General features: G+C 68.9%; 18 protein-coding genes and 5 pseudogenes. 18 read left to right on the top strand and 5 right to left on the bottom strand.

Annotation, left to right across the window (positions count from 1 at the left end):
• Nucleotides 1-186 precede the first annotated feature (186 nt).
• A complete protein-coding gene (locus RUMESO_RS12455) occupies nt 187-537 on the top strand; it encodes an ArsR/SmtB family transcription factor (RefSeq protein ID WP_037280643.1) in 351 nt (116 codons plus the stop codon).
• Between the two features lie 157 nt (nt 538-694).
• Nucleotides 695-2,038: a calcium-binding protein gene (locus RUMESO_RS12450; protein WP_051521291.1), complete on the top strand. Its 1,344-nt coding sequence runs from the start codon at nt 695-697 to the stop codon at nt 2,036-2,038.
• Here the strand turns inward: RUMESO_RS12450 and RUMESO_RS12445 are convergent.
• A complete protein-coding gene (locus RUMESO_RS12445; protein ID WP_051521290.1) occupies nt 2,035-2,955 on the bottom strand; it encodes a DMT family transporter in 921 nt (306 codons plus the stop codon). The genes RUMESO_RS12450 and RUMESO_RS12445 overlap by 4 nt on opposite strands.
• A complete protein-coding gene (locus RUMESO_RS12440) occupies nt 2,955-3,839 on the bottom strand; it encodes a LysR family transcriptional regulator (RefSeq protein WP_037280641.1) in 885 nt (294 codons plus the stop codon). The genes RUMESO_RS12445 and RUMESO_RS12440 overlap by 1 nt, the downstream gene beginning before the upstream one ends.
• Nucleotides 3,840-3,967: 128 nt before the next feature.
• Between RUMESO_RS12440 and RUMESO_RS12435 the strand changes: the two genes are divergently transcribed.
• From RUMESO_RS12435 to rpmE, 12 genes and pseudogenes are all read left to right on the top strand, one after another.
• On the top strand, nt 3,968-5,104 hold the full coding sequence (locus RUMESO_RS12435) for an L-dopachrome tautomerase-related protein (protein ID WP_211262880.1): 1,137 nt from the start codon (nt 3,968-3,970) through the stop codon (nt 5,102-5,104).
• Nucleotides 5,105-5,279: 175 nt separating this feature from the next.
• Nucleotides 5,280-6,796, top strand: a pseudogene (ffh, locus tag RUMESO_RS12430) (signal recognition particle protein).
• The gene (locus RUMESO_RS12425; protein WP_037280639.1) at nt 6,793-7,317 is read left to right on the top strand and encodes a GNAT family N-acetyltransferase; all 525 of its coding nucleotides are present in this window, start codon (nt 6,793-6,795) and stop codon (nt 7,315-7,317) included. The pseudogene ffh and the gene RUMESO_RS12425 overlap by 4 nt, the downstream one beginning before the upstream one ends.
• On the top strand, nt 7,314-7,901 hold the full coding sequence (locus tag RUMESO_RS12420; RefSeq protein WP_037280637.1) for a GNAT family N-acetyltransferase: 588 nt from the start codon (nt 7,314-7,316) through the stop codon (nt 7,899-7,901). The genes RUMESO_RS12425 and RUMESO_RS12420 overlap by 4 nt, the downstream gene beginning before the upstream one ends.
• Nucleotides 7,898-8,208: pseudogene (locus tag RUMESO_RS12415) on the top strand (chorismate mutase). Before RUMESO_RS12420 ends, RUMESO_RS12415 begins: the two are co-directional and overlap by 4 nt.
• Nucleotides 8,209-8,220: 12 nt before the next feature.
• Complete coding sequence (gene rpsP, locus RUMESO_RS12410) at nt 8,221-8,568, top strand: 30S ribosomal protein S16 (RefSeq protein ID WP_037280634.1); 348 nt, start codon at nt 8,221-8,223, stop codon at nt 8,566-8,568.
• Between the two features lie 3 nt (nt 8,569-8,571).
• Entirely contained in the window at nt 8,572-9,075 is a 504-nt protein-coding gene (gene rimM, locus RUMESO_RS12405; protein WP_037280632.1) for a ribosome maturation factor RimM, read from the top strand.
• 249 nt (nt 9,076-9,324) lie between these two features.
• Entirely contained in the window at nt 9,325-9,744 is a 420-nt protein-coding gene (locus tag RUMESO_RS12400) for a hypothetical protein (protein ID WP_037280630.1), read from the top strand.
• Nucleotides 9,745-9,857: 113 nt separating this feature from the next.
• On the top strand, nt 9,858-10,025 hold the full coding sequence (locus RUMESO_RS24280; protein ID WP_037280628.1) for a DUF1328 domain-containing protein: 168 nt from the start codon (nt 9,858-9,860) through the stop codon (nt 10,023-10,025).
• Nucleotides 10,026-10,067: 42 nt separating this feature from the next.
• Nucleotides 10,068-10,889, top strand: coding sequence for a tRNA (guanosine(37)-N1)-methyltransferase TrmD (trmD, locus tag RUMESO_RS12395; RefSeq protein ID WP_037280626.1), 822 nt, complete (start codon nt 10,068-10,070; stop codon nt 10,887-10,889).
• Nucleotides 10,890-10,940: 51 nt separating this feature from the next.
• A complete protein-coding gene (gene rplS, locus RUMESO_RS12390) occupies nt 10,941-11,321 on the top strand; it encodes a 50S ribosomal protein L19 (RefSeq protein WP_037280624.1) in 381 nt (126 codons plus the stop codon).
• Nucleotides 11,318-11,539, top strand: a complete 222-nt coding sequence (gene rpmE / locus RUMESO_RS12385) for a 50S ribosomal protein L31 (protein WP_037280622.1) — start codon at nt 11,318-11,320, stop codon at nt 11,537-11,539. The genes rplS and rpmE overlap by 4 nt, the downstream gene beginning before the upstream one ends.
• Nucleotides 11,540-11,650: 111 nt before the next feature.
• On the opposite strand, the gene RUMESO_RS12380 is transcribed toward rpmE, so the two are convergent.
• Nucleotides 11,651-12,976, bottom strand: coding sequence for a DEAD/DEAH box helicase (locus tag RUMESO_RS12380; RefSeq protein WP_037280620.1), 1,326 nt, complete (start codon nt 12,974-12,976; stop codon nt 11,651-11,653).
• 321 nt (nt 12,977-13,297) lie between these two features.
• On the opposite strand from RUMESO_RS12380, the pseudogene RUMESO_RS12375 reads away from it, so the two are divergent.
• From RUMESO_RS12375 to RUMESO_RS12365, 3 genes and pseudogenes are all read left to right on the top strand, one after another.
• Nucleotides 13,298-14,107 (top strand): annotated as a pseudogene (locus RUMESO_RS12375) (division plane positioning ATPase MipZ).
• Nucleotides 14,108-14,210: 103 nt separating this feature from the next.
• A complete protein-coding gene (locus tag RUMESO_RS12370) occupies nt 14,211-14,591 on the top strand; it encodes a bactofilin family protein (RefSeq protein ID WP_051521289.1) in 381 nt (126 codons plus the stop codon).
• A gap of 602 nt (nt 14,592-15,193) precedes the next feature.
• On the top strand, nt 15,194-17,929 hold the full coding sequence (locus RUMESO_RS12365; RefSeq protein WP_169791169.1) for a glycosyltransferase family A protein: 2,736 nt from the start codon (nt 15,194-15,196) through the stop codon (nt 17,927-17,929).
• 604 nt (nt 17,930-18,533) lie between these two features.
• On the opposite strand, the pseudogene RUMESO_RS24275 reads toward RUMESO_RS12365, so the two are convergent.
• Nucleotides 18,534-18,848 (bottom strand): annotated as a pseudogene (locus RUMESO_RS24275) (IS5/IS1182 family transposase); the annotation flags it as partial.
• Nucleotides 18,849-18,865: 17 nt separating this feature from the next.
• Nucleotides 18,866-19,364 (bottom strand): annotated as a pseudogene (locus RUMESO_RS12360) (integrase core domain-containing protein); the annotation flags it as partial.
• A gap of 74 nt (nt 19,365-19,438) precedes the next feature.
• Here RUMESO_RS12360 and RUMESO_RS12355 point away from each other — a divergent pair.
• On the top strand, nt 19,439-19,613 hold a 175-nt coding region (locus tag RUMESO_RS12355; RefSeq protein ID WP_037280616.1), incomplete at its 3' end, for a transposase.

Raw genomic sequence — 19,613 nt, 5'->3', positions numbered from 1 at the left:
CCCCTTGGAAGGTCGCGGGGGTGCTAGGCGAGCGAGGGGCGGGAGTCAAGCGCCGGCAAGACGGGCCCAAGTGCCTGTTTTTTCTGATATTAGGCTTTGCGCGGCGTGCAAGGTGTCGTTCAACCGGGTGGTTGAGCATCGTCGCCCCGCGCTTGACGGGTCGCGGGACGGTCCCCACAAGGGCGCATGACGCCTTTCCTCGACACCGTCTTCGCGGCCCTCGCCGATCCCACGCGCCGGGCGATCCTGTCCATGCTGCTCGAAGACGACATGGCGGTGACCGACGTAGCGAGCGCGTTCCCCGTCTCGCTCGCGGCGGTCAGCAAGCACCTGCAGGTGCTCGCGGAGGCAGGGCTCATCAGCCAGGAGAAGCGCGGCCGCATCACCTGGTGCCGGCTGGAGCCGGATGCGCTGCGAGAGGCGGGCGCGTGGATGGCCGGGTTCGGGCTGATGGAGGCGGTGGACCTCGACGCGTTCGAGCGATTCCTGGAAGAGGAGTTGGCGGAGGGCGACCGGGAGGCCAAGGCCGCCTCCTAATCGCCGGCAGGGCCGGGCAGACGGGCTCTGGCGCGGCACAAGTCCCACCTGCGCGATCTTGCTCCGCCAGGGGGAAAGTCGTTGCCCATCCGAGGGGAAATGAGGCATAATTGTGGCAGTTGAGCTCGATCTTTGCCGTCAAGTCCGGAGCACGCCAGTGACCGTCATCAATTCGGCCGATCTGCCCATCCCATTTTCCAAGCCCGAGGATATTTTCGGCCCGAATGGGCCCATGGCGAGCGGCGACGGCAGGCCTGACCCATCCGGGCCATACGCGCTTTCCAGCCCCCTTCCGGCCGGCGCGGCCCTTGTCCGCGATTTCGCCGTCCTAGGCGCGGATCCGCCTCCCGTCCTGGGCTCGAATGGGCCGGACGATTACGTCGGCGACGAAACCGCTGACAATTACCGCGGCCGCGCGGGCGACGATGCGATCCATGGGAATGGCGGCGACGACCTCCTGTCCGGCGGGACCGGCAACGACCTCATGGATGGCGGCACGGGCAACGACGAGTTGCGGGGGGGCGACGACGACGACACCGTTTCGGGCGGCGACGGCGAGGACAGGGTCGAGGGCGGGGACGGCGACGACGTCCTGAGCGGGGACGCCGGCTCGGACCTCGTGATCGGGGGCGACGGGAACGACTCGCTCGTCGGCGGCTTGGGCTTCGACCTCCTTCTCGGTGGCTCTGGCGACGATCACCTCTCGGGCGGAGATGATGAGGATGTCCTTCGCGGAGGGGATGGCCTCGACGTCCTCCTCGGCGAGGGGGCTGACGACAGGCTCTTCGGGGACGACGGTGACGACCGACTGGACGGCGGCCAAGGCGGCGACACCCTGGGCGGAGGCGAGGGCGAGGACACCCTCGTCGGCGGCTCGGGCCGGGATCTCCTGCTCGGCCAGGCGGGCGACGACCTGCTGCAGGGTGGCGCGCAGGGCGACCGCCTGCAGGGCGACGACGGCCGGGACCAACTCTTCGGCGGAGCGGGATCGGACCGCCTGTTTGGAGGCGACGGGCGCGACGTGCTCGGAGCGGGGCTCGGCAGCGACAGGATCTTCGCGGATGGCGGCTCCGACCTGGTGCATGGAGGCCAGGGCAACGACGAGATCGCCGGGCTGTCCGGCCGGGACACCCTCCATGGGGGCAATGGGCGCGATACGATCCTGGGCGGCGGGGGCGACGATCGGCTCTTCGGAGGAGCAGGTCGGGACCGGCTGTCCGGGGATGCGGGGTCGGACCACCTCGTGGGCGGGGCGAACGCGGACCGCTTCGACTTCCGTAGCGGACAGGACGAGATCATGGATTTCCAGGACGACACCGACCGGATCGTCCTCGCCCGCCACCTCCTGCCCGATCCGGTTCGGGATTGGGACGACCTGGCCGCCTTCGCGCATGTCGAAGGTCAGGATATCGTCTTCGACCTCGGACAGGGCAACATCCTGACCATCCGCGACTTCACCGATATCGGCGCCCTGGCGGACGACGTGGCCCTGCTGGCCTAGGGCCTCTCCGGCCGGAGCAGCAGCAGGAGCGCCGCCGCGGTCATCGCGACGCCCAGCAGGACCAGCGCGCGAGGCAGGGCGGCACCGAATCCGGCCTCCCACAGGAGGACCCAGGCGGGGACGAGATAGGTGTAGGCCATGACCTTGGCCGAGGGGAGCCGCAGGGCCGCGAACTGGAGGAGCACCATGGTCGCGGCCGAGGCGAAGATCGCGACATAGAGGAGCGTCGCCCAGACGATCGGGGGGAGCGCCGCCCAGTCCGTCGCGAGCAGCGCGGGTCCGCCGAAGACGGTCAGGAGAAGCGCCCGGGCGAGGACCACGCCCAAGGCGAACTCGGGCGCGCTCTCGCCTCGGTTCAGGCGCGCGACCAGCGGGGTATAGAGGGCATGGGCTACGCACCCCACGAGGTAGATCGCCTCGCCCCGGCCGAGCTCGAGCTGCAGGAGGGCCGAGAGGTCGGCGCGGAAGATCACCCAGAGCGCTCCGGCCCCGCCCAGGGCCAGTGCCGCCGCGATGCGGGGGGAGAGGCGCTGGCGCAGGAGCAGCCAGCCGAAGCCTGCCGCCATCAGCGGCGTCAGCGTGAAGACGGCCGAGGCGCTGACCGGCGCGGCGGTCTTCAGGCCCTCGAACATCAGCACGAAGTAGATGGCATAGAGGAGGCCCAGGACACCCTGCCGCCAAGGCGCGCGCGGGCGTCCGATCCGGCCGGTCGCACCCAGGCCCGCGCCGATCACCAGGGCGGCGAGCCAGAAGCGCAGCGCGGTGAAGGCCACCGGGTCCACGAGGTCGGCCATCCGCGCGCCCAGCGAGAAGGACCCGCCGACCAGCGCGGAGAAGACGAGCATGGCGAGGTGCCCCTGCCCCTCGCGGCCGAGGCTCCGCGCGGGCGCGGCGATCGGGCGGCGGATCGGGGCCATTAGGCGTCCCAGGCCCGGGCGCGCTCCTTGAGGAGGGCGAGGATCGCCTGGACCTTGGGCGTCCGGTGCAGGTCCACATGGGTCACGAGCCAGTGCGGCACCGTCCATTCCTCGCGCGGGGGGAGGACCTCGTGGAGCTGCGGACGCTCGCGGCTGTCCTTGACCCAGACGAAGCCCAGCCCGGCCCCGGCCAGGATCGCGTCGAGCTGCGAGGAGTTGTCGCCGACCCGGTAGGTCACCCTCTCGCGCGGGGCGAGGGCGGCGATCCATTTGTTGAAGGGCGCGCGGTCGTTCCCGTCGCCTTCGTCGGTCCCGACGAAATAGTGGCGCTCGAGGTCGTCGGGCCGGGGCAGGCCGTGCCGGGCGATGTAGGCGTCCGAGGCCACCAGATGGGTCCTCATCCGAACGAAGAGCTGAACGACGTTGTCGGGCTCGGACGGAGGCGCCTGCCCTGCGCGGATCGCCACGTGGGCCTCGCCGTACTCGAGGCGGAAGAGCCTCTGCGAGGTCAGGTAGCGCACGACCACGCCGGGGTGGCTGTCCTGGAACTCGGTCAGGATGGGCGCGAGGTAGGGCGAGAGAGCGAGGAGCGAGGTCACGACGAGCTCGCCCGTCACCCCCTCCCCCTGCCCCCTGATGCGTCCGACGAGCTGGGCGAAGCGCTCCTCGGTGTCCTGCGCGGCGTCGAGGAGTTCGCGCCCGGCCTCGGTCGGCGTGTAGCCGCGGGCGTGGCGCTGGAAGAGCTTGGCGCCGAGCTCGGCCTCGAGCGAGTCGATGTGGCGGATCACAGTGGCGTGGTGGACGCCCAGCGCCTCGGCGGCGCCGGAGACGGTGCCCAGGCGGGCCACCTGGAAGGCGGTGCGGATCTCGTCCCAGCTCGTCATCGCGCGGCGCCCGGCGGGTCCCCTGTCGTTGCGCGGGCAATCTCGCAGGCCACGCGGCCGAGGGCAACCAAGCGTCCGCGTGAACGTCCCGGCCCCTCGCGCGTTGCAGGACCGACCCTCAGGAGGACATGACCATGGTGAACAAGCGTCTGGTGGCGGCCGGGGCCGTCGGGGCCGGAGCTGCAGTGGCGGCCGCCTTCGCGGCCCGCCGCGCGGGGCAGAGCGGCGCGCTGGAGGAGGTTGCGACCTTCGACCATCAGGTGACGGGCGTGGCGGCGACGGCGGACGGGCGGCTCTTCGTCAACTTCCCGCGCTGGACGGACGACGCCCCCGTCTCGGTGGCCGAGGTGCTGCAGGACGGCTCGCTCCGCCCCTACCCCGACGAGGCATGGAACGCCTGGCGCAACGCCAAGGCCAGCGAGATGCCGGTCGGGGAGCACTTCGTCTGCGTGCAGTCCATCGTGCCGGACGGCCAGGGCAACCTCTGGGTGCTCGACCCCGGCGCGCCGGGGAACGAGCGCATCCTGGAAGGGGCGCCCAAGCTGGTGCGGATCGACTTGGCGACGAACGCCGCAACCAAGGTCATTCCGGTGAAGGAGGACGTGGCGCTCCAGGGCTCCTACCTCAACGACATCCGCTTCTCGTCCGACGGCCGGTGGGGCTACGTCACCGACAGTGGCACGCGCGGGGCGATCATCGTCATCGACCTCGAAAGCGGCGAGGGCTTCCGCGCGCTCGACGGCCACCCCTCGACGCAGGTGGACAAGAGCGTGAAGGTGATCGTGGACGGCAAGCCGCTGGTGCGGCCGGACGGGCGGCAGCCCATGTTCGCCTCGGACGGGATCGCGATCTCGGGCGATGGGCGGACGCTCTACTGGCAGGCGCTGACGGGCAAGACGCTCTACTCCATCGACACGGACCTCCTGCGGCCGGAGGTGAGCGACGTGGACCGGGGCGCAGGCGTCCAGACCGTGGCGACGACCCATGTCGCGGACGGGCTCTGGGATGAGCAAGGCGGGGGTCCTCTATCTCACCGCGCCGGGCGAGAACGGGATCACCAAGCTCGTGGGCGACCGGACCGAGACGGTGCTGACCGACCGGCGGCTCCGCTGGCCGGACACCTTCAGCGAGGGGCCGGACGGGACGATCTACGTCACCGCCAGCCACATCCAGGACACCGTCTGGTTCAAGCCGGGCGCCCCGCCGTCGATCAGGACGGCGCTCTATGCCTTCCGGCCCGAGGGCTGAGCGGCCATCCGACTTGACCTCGGGGCGTTCCGGGCGTATCGGCCCCCTGTCACCGGAACGCCCCTGCGCCTTCCGGTCCCCCTCGCTTGGGGGATCGCCGTCCGCCAGCGCAGATGCGCCCGCGGGCGCGATCGGTGTTTTGGACGCGGGCTTCTCTTCCCATATGGGGCGGGGACCTGAGGAGGACGGTGGATGTTCGAGAACCTTTCCGATCGCCTGGGCGGCGTCTTCGACCGGCTGACGCGGCAGGGCGCGCTGACCGAGGCCGACGTGCAGACGGCGCTGCGCGAGGTGCGCACCGCCCTCCTCGAGGCCGACGTGTCGCTGCCCGTCGCGCGGGACTTCGTGAAGGCCGTCGAGCGCAAGGCCACGGGCCAAGCCGTCACCAAGTCGATCACCCCCGGCCAGCAGGTCGTGAAGATCGTCCATGACGAGCTCGTCCACGTCCTTGGGGGCGAGCAGGACGAGGGTGCGCTCAAGATCGACAACCCGCCCGCGCCGATCCTGATGGTCGGCCTCCAGGGCGGCGGCAAGACGACGACGACCGCCAAGCTCGCCAAGCGCATGACGGAGCGCGAGGGCAAGCGGGTGCTGATGGCCTCGCTCGACACCAACCGCCCGGCGGCCATGGAGCAGCTCGCCATCCTCGGCACCCAGATCGGGGTGGACACGCTCCCCATCGTCGCGGGCGAGGACCCGGTGGCGATCGCGAAGCGTGCCATGACGCAGGCGCGGCTCGGTGGCTACGACGTGGTGATGCTCGACACCGCGGCCGCCTCCACATCGACGAGGCGCTGATCCAGCAGGCCGTTGCCGTGCGCGACGTGGCCAAGCCGCGCGAGACGATCCTGGTGGTGGACGGCCTGACGGGCCAGGACGCCGTCAACGTCGCCAAGGAGTTCGACGCCAAGATCGGCGTGACCGGCGTCGTCCTGACCCGGATGGACGGCGACGGGCGCGGCGGCGCGGCGCTGTCCATGCGCGCGATCACCGGCAAGCCGATCCGCTTCGTCGGCCTGGGCGAGAAGCTCGACGCGCTGGAGACCTTCGACCCGCAGCGCATCGCGGGCCGCATCCTCGGCATGGGCGACATCGTGGCCCTCGTGGAGCGGGCGCAGCAGACCTTCGAGGCCGAGCAGGCCGAGCGGATGCTCAAGAGGTTCCAGAAGGGCCTCTTCAACATGAACGACCTGAAGATGCAGCTCGACCAGATGCTCAAGATGGGTGGCATCGAGAGCGTGATGGGCATGATGCCCGGCATGAACAAGATGCAGAAGCAGGCGGCCGAGGCGGGCCTCGACGACAAGATGCTGCGCCACCAGATCGCGCTCATCAACTCGATGACCAAGAAGGAGCGGGCAAACCCCGACCTCCTGCAGGCGTCGCGGAAGAAGCGCATCGCGGCGGGCGCGGGGCTGGAGGTGGCCGATCTGAACCGGCTCCTCAAGCAGCACCGTCAGATGGCGGACATGATGAAGAAGCTGGGCGCCATGGGGAAGGGCGGGATGCTCAAGCAGGCCGTCCAGAAGATGTTCGGCAAGGGCGGCCCGTCCGAGGCCGACATCGCCGCCGCGCAGGCCTCGATGGCGCAGGGCAAGATGCCCCAGCTCCCGGCCGGGATGCAGCTTCCCAAGGGCTTCGGCGGCGCGAACCCCTTCGGCGGCGCGGGCCTTCCGCAGGGCCTCAGCGGGCTGATGAAGAAGAAGTGACTTCGCCCGTCCTCCATACGGAGCGGCTGACGCTCAGGCGACCGGCGCCTTCCGACTGGGAGGCGTTCCGCGACTTCATGTTCTCGGACCGCGCGCAGGAGTTCGGCAGCCATCGGCACCTGGGCCGCGCGTTCCGGTCCTTCGCCTCGGAGCTCGGCCATTGGGACATCTTCGGCTTCGGGATGTTCGCCGTGACCCGCCGGGGCGAGGACCGGGCGCTGGCCCTCATCGGTCCCTGGAACCCGCCCGACTGGCCCGAGCGGGAGATCGGCTGGATGGTGCTCGACGGTGCCGTCGAGGGCCAAGGCATCGCCCGCGAGGCGGCCGAGGGCGCGTTGCGGCACATCTGGGCGACCCTCGGGTGGGATACCGTGGTGAGCTACATCGCCGAGGGAAACGCCCGCTCCATCGCCTTGGCCGAGCGGCTGGGCGCCGTGCTCGACCCCAAGGCCAAGGCGCCCGAGGCTCCGGGGAAGCGGGTGCTCGTCTTCCGTCATCCCCGGCCGGAGGGGCACGCATGACCGCGCTCCACGAGGTCGTCATCCCCGGCGCGCCCGCCGCGCTGGCCGAGCGGCTCTCCGCCCTCGTGCCGAGCCTCGGGACGGAGCGGACCCGGCTGCGGGCGATCCGCCTCTCGGACGTGGACGCCTGGGCGGAGATCCTCTGCACCGACCGCTCCCGCTGGATGGACGGGCCCATGAGCCGCGACGACGCCTTCGTCGAGCTCGCCGCCTCGGCCGGCGGCTGGCTGCTGCGCGGGATCGGCTTCTGGACCGTCGAGGCGAGGGACGGTGGCGAGGTGCTGGGCTTCGCGGGCGTCAACATGGAGCCTTCGGACCGCGAGCCCGAGCTCGGCTACTTCTTCCGCGAGGCCGCTGAGGGGCGGGGCTACGCCCTCGAGTCCTGCACGGCCGCCCGCGACTGGGCCTGGTCGCAGGGCCTCCCCTCGCTGGTCAGCTACGTCGACCCCGAGAACCGTCGCTCCGCCGCCCTGGCCGAGCGGCTCGGCGCACGCCGCGACCAGGAGGCCGAGGCCGCCTATCGAGGCACGCCGGACGAGGGCGTCGCCGTCTACCGCCACCCCCGACCGGAGACCCTGGGATGACCGTGATGGACACCCACGACGCCACCGCCAAGGCGGCGCAGCTCCTCAAGGAGCATCGCGAGTCCATCGACCGGCTCGACGCCATCCTGGTCTTCACGCTCGCCGAGCGGTTCAAGCACACGCAGGCCGTGGGCCGGCTGAAGGCCGCCCATGGGCTCCCCCTTCGGACCCCAGCCGGGAGGCGCAGCAGATCGCCCGGCTGGTGGAGCTGTCCGAGAAGGCCGACCTCGATCCCGAGTTCGCCCAGAAGTTCCTGGCCTTCATCATCCAGGAAGTCATCAAGCACCACGAACGCCAACAAGCCTGAAGGAACAGAACCATGGCCATGAAGATCCGGCTCGCCCGCGGCGGGTCCAACAAGCGCCCCTACTACTCGATCGTCGCCGCCGACTCGCGGATGCCCCGCGACGGCCGCTTCATCGAAAAGCTGGGCACCTACGCCCCCCTCCTGCCCAAGGACAGCGAGGACCGCGTGAAGCTCAACGTCGAGCGCATCCAGCACTGGATCGCCCAAGGCGCCCAGCCGACCGATCGCGTGTCGCGCTTCCTCGAAGCCGCGGGCCTCGTCGCCAAGAAGGAGCGGTCGAACCCCAAGAAGGCCGTGCCGGGCAAGGCCTCGCAGGACCGGGCCGAGAAGAAGGCCGCGCGCGCCGTCGCGACCGAGTAAGCCGTGAGCGACGACAGGATCGTCGTGGGCAGCCTCGCCGGGGCCTTCGGGATCCGCGGCGAGGTGCGCCTCAAGAGCTTCTGCGCGGAGCCCGCCGACATCGCGGGCTACGTGCCCCTGGCCACGCCCGACGGCCGGATCTTCCGGTCGCTGGAGATCGTCGGCCAGACGCAGGGATCGCTGATCGCGCGGGTCGAGGGCATCTCCTCCAAGGAGCAGGCCGACGCCCTGCGCGGGACGCCCCTCCTCGTGGAGAGGTCGCGTCTGCCCGCGCTGCCGGACGACGAGTTCTACCATGCCGACCTGATCGGCCTGCCCGTGCAGGATGCGGGCGGCAACCCCCTGGGCACTGTGCGCGCCGTGCTGAACCATGGCGCGGGCGACATCCTGGAGGTCGTGCGCCCCGGCGGGGCGACCTTTCTCATCCCCTTCACGCTGGCGGCCGTCCCCCTCGTGGACATCGCGGGCCGCCGCATCGTCGCGGACCCGCCCGAGGGCAGCCTCTAGGCCGGCATCCGACCGCGACGCGGCGGAACGGTCCGGGCGGAGGACGCAACTCCCCCTACCCCGCCGGGCGGCGACCCAGGGACGGGATCACCCTGCCTGACAAAGGTTGAGAAACCGTAAACGGCGCGAAAGAAATCCGCGACCGCCGCGCCGACCGGCCGCGCCCGGAGGGAGGCCCGTCCGGCGGCGTCTGGAACCGGGCCCACGGCCTGCCTATCTCCGATGGACCACCATTGGAGGAGGCCCGCGATGGCCCGCAAGAAGATCATCCCCAAGCGCATCGGCGGGGTGAAGATCCCCAAGAACCTCCGCAAGCTCGGGGACAATGTCCTGTCCGACCCCCGCGCCCGCGAGGTGGCCGGAAGCGCGCTCCTGGCGCTGGGCTCGGCGCTCGCCTCGCGCAAGGCGCCCAAGGGGTCGTTCGTCCGCAACATCTTCGACCATCCGACCGAGGCGGCGAAGACGGCCGAGGGCACGGGCGCCGACGCGGCCCGCAAGGCGGGCGACGTGGCGGGCGGCGTCTCGCAGGCCGTCAACCAGGTCGTGACCGAGGTCGTCGAGACCATCCGGCGCGACTGGGCGCGCAAGACGGGTCCCGCCCGCGCCAAGGACGCGGACGACGCGCAGCCCGAGCCCGGTCGTGACGGCGACGAGGACCGCTTTCACTGACCCGACCGGCGGCCGCCGCAACGTCGCGGGACAGCGCAGCGAACCTGAGGGCGCTGGCTGCGTTGGCCTGGGTCCGGGGGCATCGGGCCCCCGGGGAATGAAAGGCCGCACCCATGATCTCCTGGATCCTCATCCTCCTCGCCGTCGCCGCCATCGCGGGCCTGCTCGGCATGACTCGCCTTGAGGGCGCCGCCCTTACCGGAGCCAAGTGGCTCGCCATCATCGTGGTGATCCTGTTCCTCCTCGTGCTCTTCGGGATCATCGGGATCGCCAATAGCTGAGGACGCTGGCCTCCGGCGCGCGGGACGCCTAAAGGGGCGCGCATGACCGACGCCCCCCGTCCCCGCGCCCTCGGGCGCAAGTCCATCCGGCCCTCGCTCGTCCCCCGCGACCTCATGGGCGACGAGGAGCTGGCGGGCGTCTGGACGGCGCAGGTCATCACCCTCCTGCCCCAGGCCTTTCCGGGCGTCCTGGGCGAGAGCCTGACGGGACGCGCGCTGCAGGAGGGCGTCTGGGCGCTGCGGACCATCGACCTGAGAGAGTTCGGCGAAGGCCGCCACCGCAATGTCGACGACACCCCCGCCGGGGGCGGCGCCGGCATGGTGCTGCGGGCGGATATCGGCGCGAAGGCCATGGCCGAGGCCGTCTCGCGGGCGCGCGGCGACGTGCCGCGTCTGCTGCTGTCGCCCCGGGGGCGGCGCTTCGATCAGGCGATGGCGCGGGACCTTGCCCGGCGCGACGGCGTGATCCTCTTCTGCGGCCGCTTCGAGGGCGTGGACGAGCGGCTGATCGAGCAGTTCGGGCTCGCGGAGGTCAGCCTCGGGGACTTCGTCCTGACCGGCGGCGAGATCGCGGCACAGGCCTTGCTTGACGCGACGGTTCGGCTTATGCCCCGCGTGCTCGGGAATCACCATTCGGCTGAGGAGGAAAGCTTTTCCTCCGGCCTGCTGGAATACCCGCAGTACACGAAGCCGGCCGTCTGGGAAGGTCGCGCGATCCCCGAGGTTCTTCTGTCGGGGCACCACGCGAAGATCACCGCCTGGCGGCAGGCCGAGGCCGAAAGGCTGACCAAGGAACGGCGACCTGATCTCTGGCGGGACCACCTGGCGAAGCTGGGGCGCCCGGAGGAAGACCGAGAGCTCTGAGGACGCGAGAGACCTCCGGGGGTTCACCCTGGGCAGACATAGGAGGGTCCCATGGACCTCATCGCGCAACTGGAGGCCGAGCAGATCGCCTCCCTCGGGAAGAGCATTCCCGACTTCAAGCCCGGCGACACGATCCGCGTGGGCTACAAGGTGACGGAAGGCACGCGCACCCGCGTGCAGAATTACGAAGGCGTCTGCATCAGCCGCAAGCACGGCAACGGCATCGCCGGCTCCTTCACCGTCCGCAAGATCTCCTTCGGCGAAGGCGTGGAGCGGGTGTTCCCCCTCTACTCGACCAACATCGACTCGATCACCGTGGTCCGCCGCGGCAAGGTCCGTCGCGCCAAGCTCTACTACCTCCGCGACCGCCGCGGCAAATCGGCCCGCATCGCCGAGGTCACCAACTACAAGGCGAAGGACGAGTCCAAATGAAGTCCGGCATCCATCCCGACTACCACCTCATCGACGTCAAGATGACCGACGGCACCGTGGTCCAGATGAAGACCACCTGGGGCAAGGAGGGCGACACGATGAACCTCGAGATCGACCCCCTCTCGCACCCGGCCTGGACCGGAGGCGGCACCCGCCTGATGGACACCGGCGGCCGCGTGTCCAAGTTCAAGAACAAGTACGCCGGCCTGGGCTTCTGAGCCCTCGCCTCGCCGAAGAACGAAACGCCGCGCCTCGGGAACGAGGCGCGGCGTTTCTGTTTTAGCGTATCGGAGGGCAGGACCCGAGGCCCTGCCCTGCCGGTCGATGGATCAGGCCGCGTGCGTCTTGTTGCGGCGCGGGGCCGTGTGGCGGCGCGGCTTCTGGGCCTGGACGCCGGGCTTGGCACCCGGAGTCCCCTGCGCCGGACGGCGCTGGGCGTTCGCGGCGGCGGGGCGGCCCTGCGGACGGCCGCCTTTGCCGGCGCCGGGCTTGGCCCCCGGACGCGCGGGCTTGGCCTCCGGCACGACCTCCCACGGGGCACCGGAGGCGACGGGGATCTTCGCCTTCATGGCCTTCTCGATATCCTTGAGCTCGCCCATCTCGTCGGGCGCGCAGAAGGCCACCGCCGTCCCGTCCGCCCCGGCGCGCGCGGTGCGGCCGATGCGGTGGACGTAGTTCTCGGGCACGTTGGGCAGGTCGTAGTTGTAGACGTGCCGGATGCCCGGGATGTCGAGACCGCGCGCGGCGACGTCGGTCGCCACGAGGACGCGCACCTCGCCGTCGCGGAAGGCCGCGATGGCGCGGTCGCGCTGGCCCTGGCTCTTGTTGCCGTGGATCGCGGCGACGCCGAAGCCGGCGGCCTCAAGCTGGCGGGCCAGCTTGTCCGAGCCGTGCTTGGTCCGGCCGAAGACGATGGCGAGCTCGTCCCGATGCTTGTCGAGGAGCTCGATCAGCAGGTCGGTCTTGGCGCCCTTGGCGACGTAGTGGAGCCACTGGTCGATCTTGGCGACCGCCTGCCCGGGCGGGTTCACCTGAACGCGCACGGGGTCGGTGAGGAAGGCCCCGGCGATCTCTTCCATCAGCTTGGGCATGGTGGCGGAGAAGAGCATCGTCTGGCGCGCCTTGGGCAGCAGCGTGGCGATGCGGCGCAAGCTGTGGATGAAACCCAGGTCGAGCATCTGGTCGGCCTCGTCCAGCACCAGGAACTCGGTCTTGGAGAGGTCCACGGCGCGGCGGTCGAGCAGGTCGACCAGGCGGCCGGGCGTGGCCACGAGGATGGCGACGCCGCGGGCCATGCGCTCGATCTGCGGGGTGAAGCCCACGCCGCCGGTGATGAGCGCGAGCTTCAGGTGCGAGCCCTGCGCGAAGGCGGAAAGCGTGTCGTGGATCTGGCGCGCCAGTTCCCGCGTCGGCGCCAGGATCAGGGCGCGCGGCGTCTTGGGCTCGGCCTTGCGGCCGTTCTTCATCAGCGCGTCGAGCATCGGAAGCCCGAAGGCCGCCGTCTTGCCCGAGCCGGTCTGGGCGAGGCCCATGACGTCGCGGCCCGCCATGGCGTGCGGGATGGCCTGGGTCTGGATGGGGGTGGGGTCGGTGATGCCCTGCTCGTGGAGGGCGTTGATGAGGCGGGGCGACAGGCCCAGCGTATCGAAGTTCATGCGTATCCTGTTCGGCGGGCGCGCAGGCCCGACAATGGTCCCTCGCCCGGCGGGATGCCGGGGCGCAGGGGGTGGCAACCAATGAGCTGATCCCGGGACCGCATTGCCCCCGGACCGTCATGGCGCGGCTTCCCCTGCGTGAAAGTGGGAACCTTGGTGACCCGCCGGCCTTGCGCAGTCCTTCATGCGCGGCTGCTCACGCGGCAGAGGCGGCGGTCACAGGCATGTGGCCCTTCCATCCCCAGGAGTCAAGGTCCGGTCGCCTTCCCCTCCCCCGTCTGGCCCCCTATACGGCGGCCCGGGACAACCGGGACGAGCGGCATGGCGCACATCATCGTGGTGGGCAACGAGAAGGGCGGCGCGGGCAAGTCCACCGTCGCCATGCACGTCGCCTCGGCGCTGGCCCGGATGGGGCATCGGGTGGGCACGCTCGACCTCGACGTCCGGCAGCGGTCGCTCGGGCGCTACATCGAGAACCGGATGCGGTACCTGACCAAGGAAGGACTCGACCTGCCGACGCCGCGGGACATGCTCCTGCCCGAGGTGGACGAGGCCACGCTGCCCCGGTGCGAATGCGCAGGACCACCGCCTTTCGGCCGCCGTGGCCGCGCTGGAGCCGGAGTCGGACTTCATCGTCGTCGACTGCCCAGGCAGCCACACTCGCCTCGCGTAGGTCGCGCATTCCATGGCGGACACGCTGGTCACGCCCCTCAACGACAGCTTCGTGGACTTCGACCTCCTCGCCCGCATCGACACCGACGGGGAAAGGATCCTCGGCCCTTCGGTCTACGCCGAGATGGTCTGGAGCGCGCGCCAGCTTCGCGCCCAGGCGGGCCTCGCGCCGATCGACTGGATCGTGCTGCGGAACAGGCTCGGCTCGCAGGCCATGGTGAACAAGCAGCGGATGGAGGCGGCGCTCGCCCGGCTCGCCAAGCGGATCGGCTTCCGCGTGGGACCGGGGTTCTCCGAGCGCGTGGTGTTCCGCGAACTCTTCCCCCGGGCCGGCTGACGCTGCTCGACCTGCGGGACATCGGGGTGAGCAGCCTCTCCATGTCCAACGTCGCCGCGCGGCAGGAGCTGCGGGAGCTGGTGCGCGCCCTGGGGCTGCCGGGCGTCGAGGTGCGGTTCTAGCGCCACCCCTCGGGGCCTTGTTCCGCAGGGGCCTTGCCTCGCGGGCACCTCTCGGGCTTCATGCCGCCAAAGGCCCGCGAAGGGCCTCAAGGGGAGAACAGCCATGGCGATCTTCGGCAGCGGGACCGGCAATCCCGGACCGGCGCCCCAGGACGTGTCCGGCAGCGTCGGGCGGTCGCACCTCGTCGCGGGCACCCGGATAGTGGGCGACATCTCGGCGCCGGGGCTTCTGGAGATCCAGGGCGAGGTGCAGGGACGCGTGATCGCCGATTCCGTGGTGATCGAGGAGCGTGGCACCGTGGACGGGGAGGTCCAGGCCGCCGCCGTGGGCGTGAAGGGCCATTTCACGGGCCGGATCAACGGCGGCACCGTGCGCATCCACGCGACGGCGCGGCTCTCCGGCACGATCCGCTACGACTCCCTGAGCATCGAGAGCGGGTCGGAGATCACCGCGACCTGCGAGAAGGCCAAGGCGACCGGCTGAGCGTCAGGTCATGGGCCCGAAGGGCCGCCGCCCGTGGCCGAAGCCTCGCGTGAGGCATGAGGGACACAAGCCCGGTCTAGCGACGTCGGCACCGCTCTTGGAAGGCTCCCCGCTCGTAGGTGGTGACACCCGACACGGGCCGGAGCGGCAATAGAGACCCTCTCGAACATCGGCCCTGCGCATGGGAGCAAAGGTCACGCCAGGGTCCATCCCCTTGTTCGGCATGACCGAAGCCTCTCGGCGGAGGCTGTCGTGTGGTAATCCGCCACGATCGCGACCCACTTCTTCAAGTCCAAGGCGGAGTGGTCGGCTGTGGTCGCCTCCAGGCACTCGCGGGCCGGCCCGGGAACCTTAATGAAGCCCGACGCGACGCAGTTGAGTGCGAGAGGCGCACCTACCTCCCGCGCAGCTTCCGCCGCTCCGGGACAGACTGTCACATCATTAGAGCCTGTTGAGGTTTTGGAGTGACTAGAGGTAGTAGGCATGGGTGCCATGCCATGGCGGCCGCGCCCGCTTGCATAGAGCGACAGAGAGACCGAACGACTGCGAGCGACCACCTGTTCTTGGGTGTCGCGACCGAATGCCCGAGGCTCGAACGTATCATGAGCGAGAAGACACCCTTCGCCGAAATGCCGCCAACCTTTGACGCTGCGCGGTATATGAGCGCCTATCCTGATGTCGCGCAAAGCGGCTTGGACCCCCGTTATCATTACGAGAAATACGGCAAGCTGCTCGAGCGGGATCCTGCTCCCCGAAATGACACCGCCCCTGTCCGTCCGCTGCGTCCAACTGGCGCGTGGGGAGTCTCAGAACCTGCGACGCTCGACGCGATCTTCGCGCAGGGGCCGATTCCGTTGGCGGATGAGGTACGGCATCCCGAACTCGTGTCGATCATCGTGCCCAACTACAACAAGGAGCGCTGGCTCGGTCGTGCCATCCACTCCGCCCTGTCGCAGGTCGGGGTGGAGTTCGAGCTGATTGTCGTGGACGATGGATCGACGGACGGCTCGGTTGCTCTGGCCCAGCGGCTTGCCGTGGATCTGCCTAACGTGCATGTTATCTCCCTCCTGCGCAACTTCGGTTGCTATTACGCGCGCAACATCGGAGTCCTGCACGCCTGCGGCACGTTCATCACCATCCTCGATAGCGACGACATCATGTCGCTCGACCGGATCGCCCGGCAAATCGACACGCTCAAGTCGATGCCGGGCGCCGTCGCGTCCCGCTGCGCCCACCGAAGCTGGACGGCTGACCTCCGAATGCCCATCAGCAGTCCGAAGCCCTGCGAGGCAAGCCTCCTCTGGCGGCGCAGCATCCTTGACCGGGTCGGCTGGTACGACAGCGTCCGGTTCGGTGGAGATGCGGAGTTTCGATTGCGCCTCCAGCGAACTTACGGGAATGGAGCCGTAATTGACCTGCCCGACGAACTCTACTTCGCGCGCGCAACGCAGGAGTCCCTTACGACCCGTGAGGGCAGCCAAGTCTTCGCGGTCGAGCAGGGGGTCCTGACTGCCGCGATCTCGCCCGTGCGCAAAGACTACGCAGACGCCTTCACCGCTTGGCAGGAAGCGAACATGCCCACACCGGAAGGGCGGGCGAGCGCGATGCGCATCGAGTTTCCGCAGGTCGACCGTCCCTTCCTGCTTGGGGGACCCGGACAGAACGCCTCCCCCTCGTTGGGCCAGAAGAGGGTCGGGACCATGACGAGCTTCCCTGCGCGACGGGAGAGCCTGAAGGCGACATTGGTCACGATCCTGCCGCAACTCGATGAGCTTATGCTCTATCTGAATGGTTACGACGAGGTCCCGGATTTCGCAGAGGACCCGAAGATCCGCGTGACGCTGGGAGGGGCGACCGGCGGAGACCTGTGGGATAACAGAAAGTACTGCAGCTTTCCCAAAGGAGGCGACGCCTACGTCCTCGTGCTGGACGACAACCTCATCTATCCGCCCGATTACGCCGCGTGGATGATTCACTATGTGGAGATGTTGGGGCGCACCTGCGTCGTCGGCGCTCATGGGGCGATATTCCCTGAGCAGGACCATGGCGACGTGAAGGAGCGGCCAGCATCCCATTTCCAGGATCATCATCCTGGCCAGTTCGTGGACGTGGTCAGTACGGGGTCTGCAGTCTGGCACAACTCAACGCTGCAACTGTCGTTGAACGACTTCGGCGGTCCAGGGATATGCGATGCGCGGTTAGCTGAGGCGGCCGCCCGACAGGAGGTTCCGCTCTTCTGTGTGCCCAGGCCGCGTGATTGGTTGCAAACCTACGAGCGTTCCGAGCAGTCGCCTCTTGATGAGGCGCGCCAGGAGCCGGAGCTCTGTTCGGGCACCTACGACCGGATCATTGCGCCCGTCAGACAGGGGGGACACATCCGTCGCCGCATGGAAGCGCATCTGGCGCTGGGCTATGACGCCGACACCCTGGCATCTGCTGGGATCTCCCTCCGTGAGGTCGAGCCGCCGCCCAATCTGGAGGTAATTCCCCAGCGCAGAGGCATTACGACCGTCGCTGCCCCAGGACGTCCCGCCGCGCAGCGGCCAGAGGAGCCGATCAGGTTTCACATCATCGTCAACGGCTGGAACTGCCATAATTACGTCGATAGCTGCCTGCGTTCGATCGCGGAGCAGCGGCCTGGGCCCTTCAGCTACGCGATCACGCTGGTCGACGACGGCTCCGATGACGGCACCTACCAAAAGCTGGCCGGCTCACCGCTCCTGCCCAGCGCGCGCCTGTTCCGTATCAGTGAGAATGCCGGCCCTGCCTTCACCCGCCATGTGGGGATCCGCTCGGTTGACGATCCGAACGTGATTGTTGTTCTGGTCGACATGGACGATGCGCTGGAGCCAGATGCGTTGAGGGTGGTCGCGCAGCGCTATCTTCGAAACCGAGATTGCTTAATGACCTTGGGAAATTGGCACGACCAGTACGGCCAGCGCAATCCGCAACCCTTCTACACTGCCGAGGAGATCGACGGGCAGCTCATCCGCGAAGTCGAGCTATTTAATGCCACGGCTCTGCGGACGTTCCGACGTTGGCTCTACGACGCGGTAACCGAGGAGGACCTTCTCGACCAACATGGCCGGTGGCTTGAGACTTGCACGGACGTGGCGCTGATGTATCCGCTGCTTGATCAGTGCTGGTCCTGGGAAGTGGAGTTCATCCAGGATCCGATATATCGCTACACTCGGCAGCACAAAGCTGGGACGCTCGCGCGCTTCGGCAAACCCCATAAGGTCGAGCGACTCGCATGGCTGAAAGCAAAGCCTCCAAAGCCTCGAACAGTTCGATTGCCCCGGTCTAGCGCTCATGAGACAGACCCGGGTCTTTCGTGAGAGGAGGATGTCTGGTTCATCGTAGCCTCCGACGAGGTGAAGAGCCTGCGCCATGAGGCGAGTGCCCTGAAGGAGATCGTGGCGGATCTCACGTTCGAGAACCGGCTGCTCAAAGGTTATGGCCCGCCTGCGAACGGGTTTGTGAGACCGGGGTGCGATCAGTCTGCGGAAACGTATTCGGTCCCACCAGCGGGCCACGTGACCAAGATGGAACTCCGCGCGATCCGTTTCCGATGAAAGCGTCGCCATCGGGGCGCCGTTTCTTGGACCGAGCTTCCGGACTACCGGCCGACGGTCCGACCATCTCCCTGCCAATGCTGTCCTTGGACGTGGTACAGGCTGTCGATGTGTGGCCACCGGCATTCCGCCGGCGACTGCCCCAGTCCGTTCGCTACTTACCGGTAGTCCTGCCAGTGCCCGCCACGTCGCCGCCCAGGGCGGAGCACGAGGTCTGCGGCCAACGTCCATTGCGCATCGCTGAGCTCGTGCCGCCGCATCGCAAGCTTCCGCCCTGCTGAGGCCACCCTGAACAACTTGATCAGGCCATTGAGTAAAGGTGTCGGCTGGATGAGGGTCGGGATGGCGGCCAGGATCGGGGAAGCCAAGCCCGGATGTGGGCGAAGATCCTGCAGAGGTTGTGTCTGCAGCCGCAGAGCACGGCGAAGATGGCGTCGCCCCTGATGCCCTTGAGGGCGCATCGCAACAGCCGGCCGTCAGTCTTCAAGTAGCCGATCTCGGGCTCGATGCTGGAACGGTGTCGGAGCGCCTTCGCCAGGGCCGAGGTTAACCCGCGGCGGGTGCCGCTGATCAGGACCTGCGTGCCCTCGACGCCATAGCCACGATAGACGCGGTCGACAACGGCAAGGCGGGGTCTCTGGTCGGTGAAGAGCTCGACCTGCTCCAGCACCTCGGCCAGGGTGCTGTGACCCCCGACCTTCATCCATGTGAAGCCGGAGTTCTGGGTTGAGATTGGCGCGTGGGCGCCGGGGGCAGCAATGGGCGAGCGGCGCAGCGGGTCAGAGTGGCGGAGCCGATCGCCCATTGCGGTGAGTTGGGCGGCGTAGATGGCTGGGGCTTGGTAGCCCAGAGCTGAGTGGGGCCGCTCGAGGTTGTAGTCCGCCACCCAGCGCGCGACGGCCGACCGGGCGTGGTCGAGGCCGAAGAACAGGGTCTCGTTGAGCAATTCGTCCCTCATGCGGCCGCTGAACGCTTCGCAGATCCCGTTCTGCATGGGTTTACCGGGTGCGATGAAATGCCAAGGCACCTTGGCTTCCTCTGACCAGGTCAGCATCGCGTTCGAGGTGAACTCGGTGCCATGATCGCTGACGATGAGGCCGGGCTTGCCTCGGCGCTCAACCAGGGCCGTCAGCTCCCGTGCCACCCGTTGTCCCGAGATTGAGGTGTCGACCAAGGCCGCGAGGCACTCCTTGGTGACTGAACTGGCCCCCATTTTGACCGGACACCTGGGCATGACCATGGAGGCTTAGGGACAGCCCTAAGCACGTGCTTATGTCTGACGTTGAGATCATCACCGACGGTGGCCGTCGCCGTCGCTGGAGTGGCGCCGAGAAGCTGCGGATCGTCGAAGAGACCCTAGACGAGCGATCCAGCATCTCGGTGGTGGCGCGCCGCAATGGCGTGGCTCCGAACCTGCTCTATCGTTGGCGACGCCTGATGCTGGAGG

The sequence above is a fragment of the Rubellimicrobium mesophilum DSM 19309 genome, from assembly GCF_000600335.2.
In the GTDB taxonomy this organism is placed as follows: Bacteria; Pseudomonadota; Alphaproteobacteria; order Rhodobacterales; family Rhodobacteraceae; genus Rubellimicrobium; species Rubellimicrobium mesophilum.
This window is presented reverse-complemented; position numbering and strand designations above follow the sequence as displayed.

Bases quoted from the DNA above. Each gene is read 5' to 3' on its own strand.
- RUMESO_RS12420 (WP_037280637.1), top strand. From the start codon at position 7,314: ATGACCGCGCTCCACGAGGTCGTCATCCCCGGCGCGCCCGCCGCGCTG.
- rplS (WP_037280624.1), top strand. From the start codon at position 10,941: ATGGACCTCATCGCGCAACTGGAGGCCGAGCAGATCGCCTCCCTCGGG.
- RUMESO_RS12435 (WP_211262880.1), top strand. From the start codon at position 3,968: ATGACCATGGTGAACAAGCGTCTGGTGGCGGCCGGGGCCGTCGGGGCC.
- rpsP (WP_037280634.1), top strand. From the start codon at position 8,221: ATGGCCATGAAGATCCGGCTCGCCCGCGGCGGGTCCAACAAGCGCCCC.
- RUMESO_RS12370 (WP_051521289.1), top strand. From the start codon at position 14,211: ATGGCGATCTTCGGCAGCGGGACCGGCAATCCCGGACCGGCGCCCCAG.
- rpmE (WP_037280622.1), top strand. From the start codon at position 11,318: ATGAAGTCCGGCATCCATCCCGACTACCACCTCATCGACGTCAAGATG.
- RUMESO_RS12365 (WP_169791169.1), top strand. From the start codon at position 15,194: ATGAGCGAGAAGACACCCTTCGCCGAAATGCCGCCAACCTTTGACGCT.
- trmD (WP_037280626.1), top strand. From the start codon at position 10,068: ATGACCGACGCCCCCCGTCCCCGCGCCCTCGGGCGCAAGTCCATCCGG.
- RUMESO_RS12380 (WP_037280620.1), bottom strand. From the start codon at position 12,976: ATGAACTTCGATACGCTGGGCCTGTCGCCCCGCCTCATCAACGCCCTC.
- RUMESO_RS12455 (WP_037280643.1), top strand. From the start codon at position 187: ATGACGCCTTTCCTCGACACCGTCTTCGCGGCCCTCGCCGATCCCACG.
- RUMESO_RS24280 (WP_037280628.1), top strand. From the start codon at position 9,858: ATGATCTCCTGGATCCTCATCCTCCTCGCCGTCGCCGCCATCGCGGGC.
- RUMESO_RS12445 (WP_051521290.1), bottom strand. From the start codon at position 2,955: ATGGCCCCGATCCGCCGCCCGATCGCCGCGCCCGCGCGGAGCCTCGGC.
- RUMESO_RS12440 (WP_037280641.1), bottom strand. From the start codon at position 3,839: ATGACGAGCTGGGACGAGATCCGCACCGCCTTCCAGGTGGCCCGCCTG.
- RUMESO_RS12400 (WP_037280630.1), top strand. From the start codon at position 9,325: ATGGCCCGCAAGAAGATCATCCCCAAGCGCATCGGCGGGGTGAAGATC.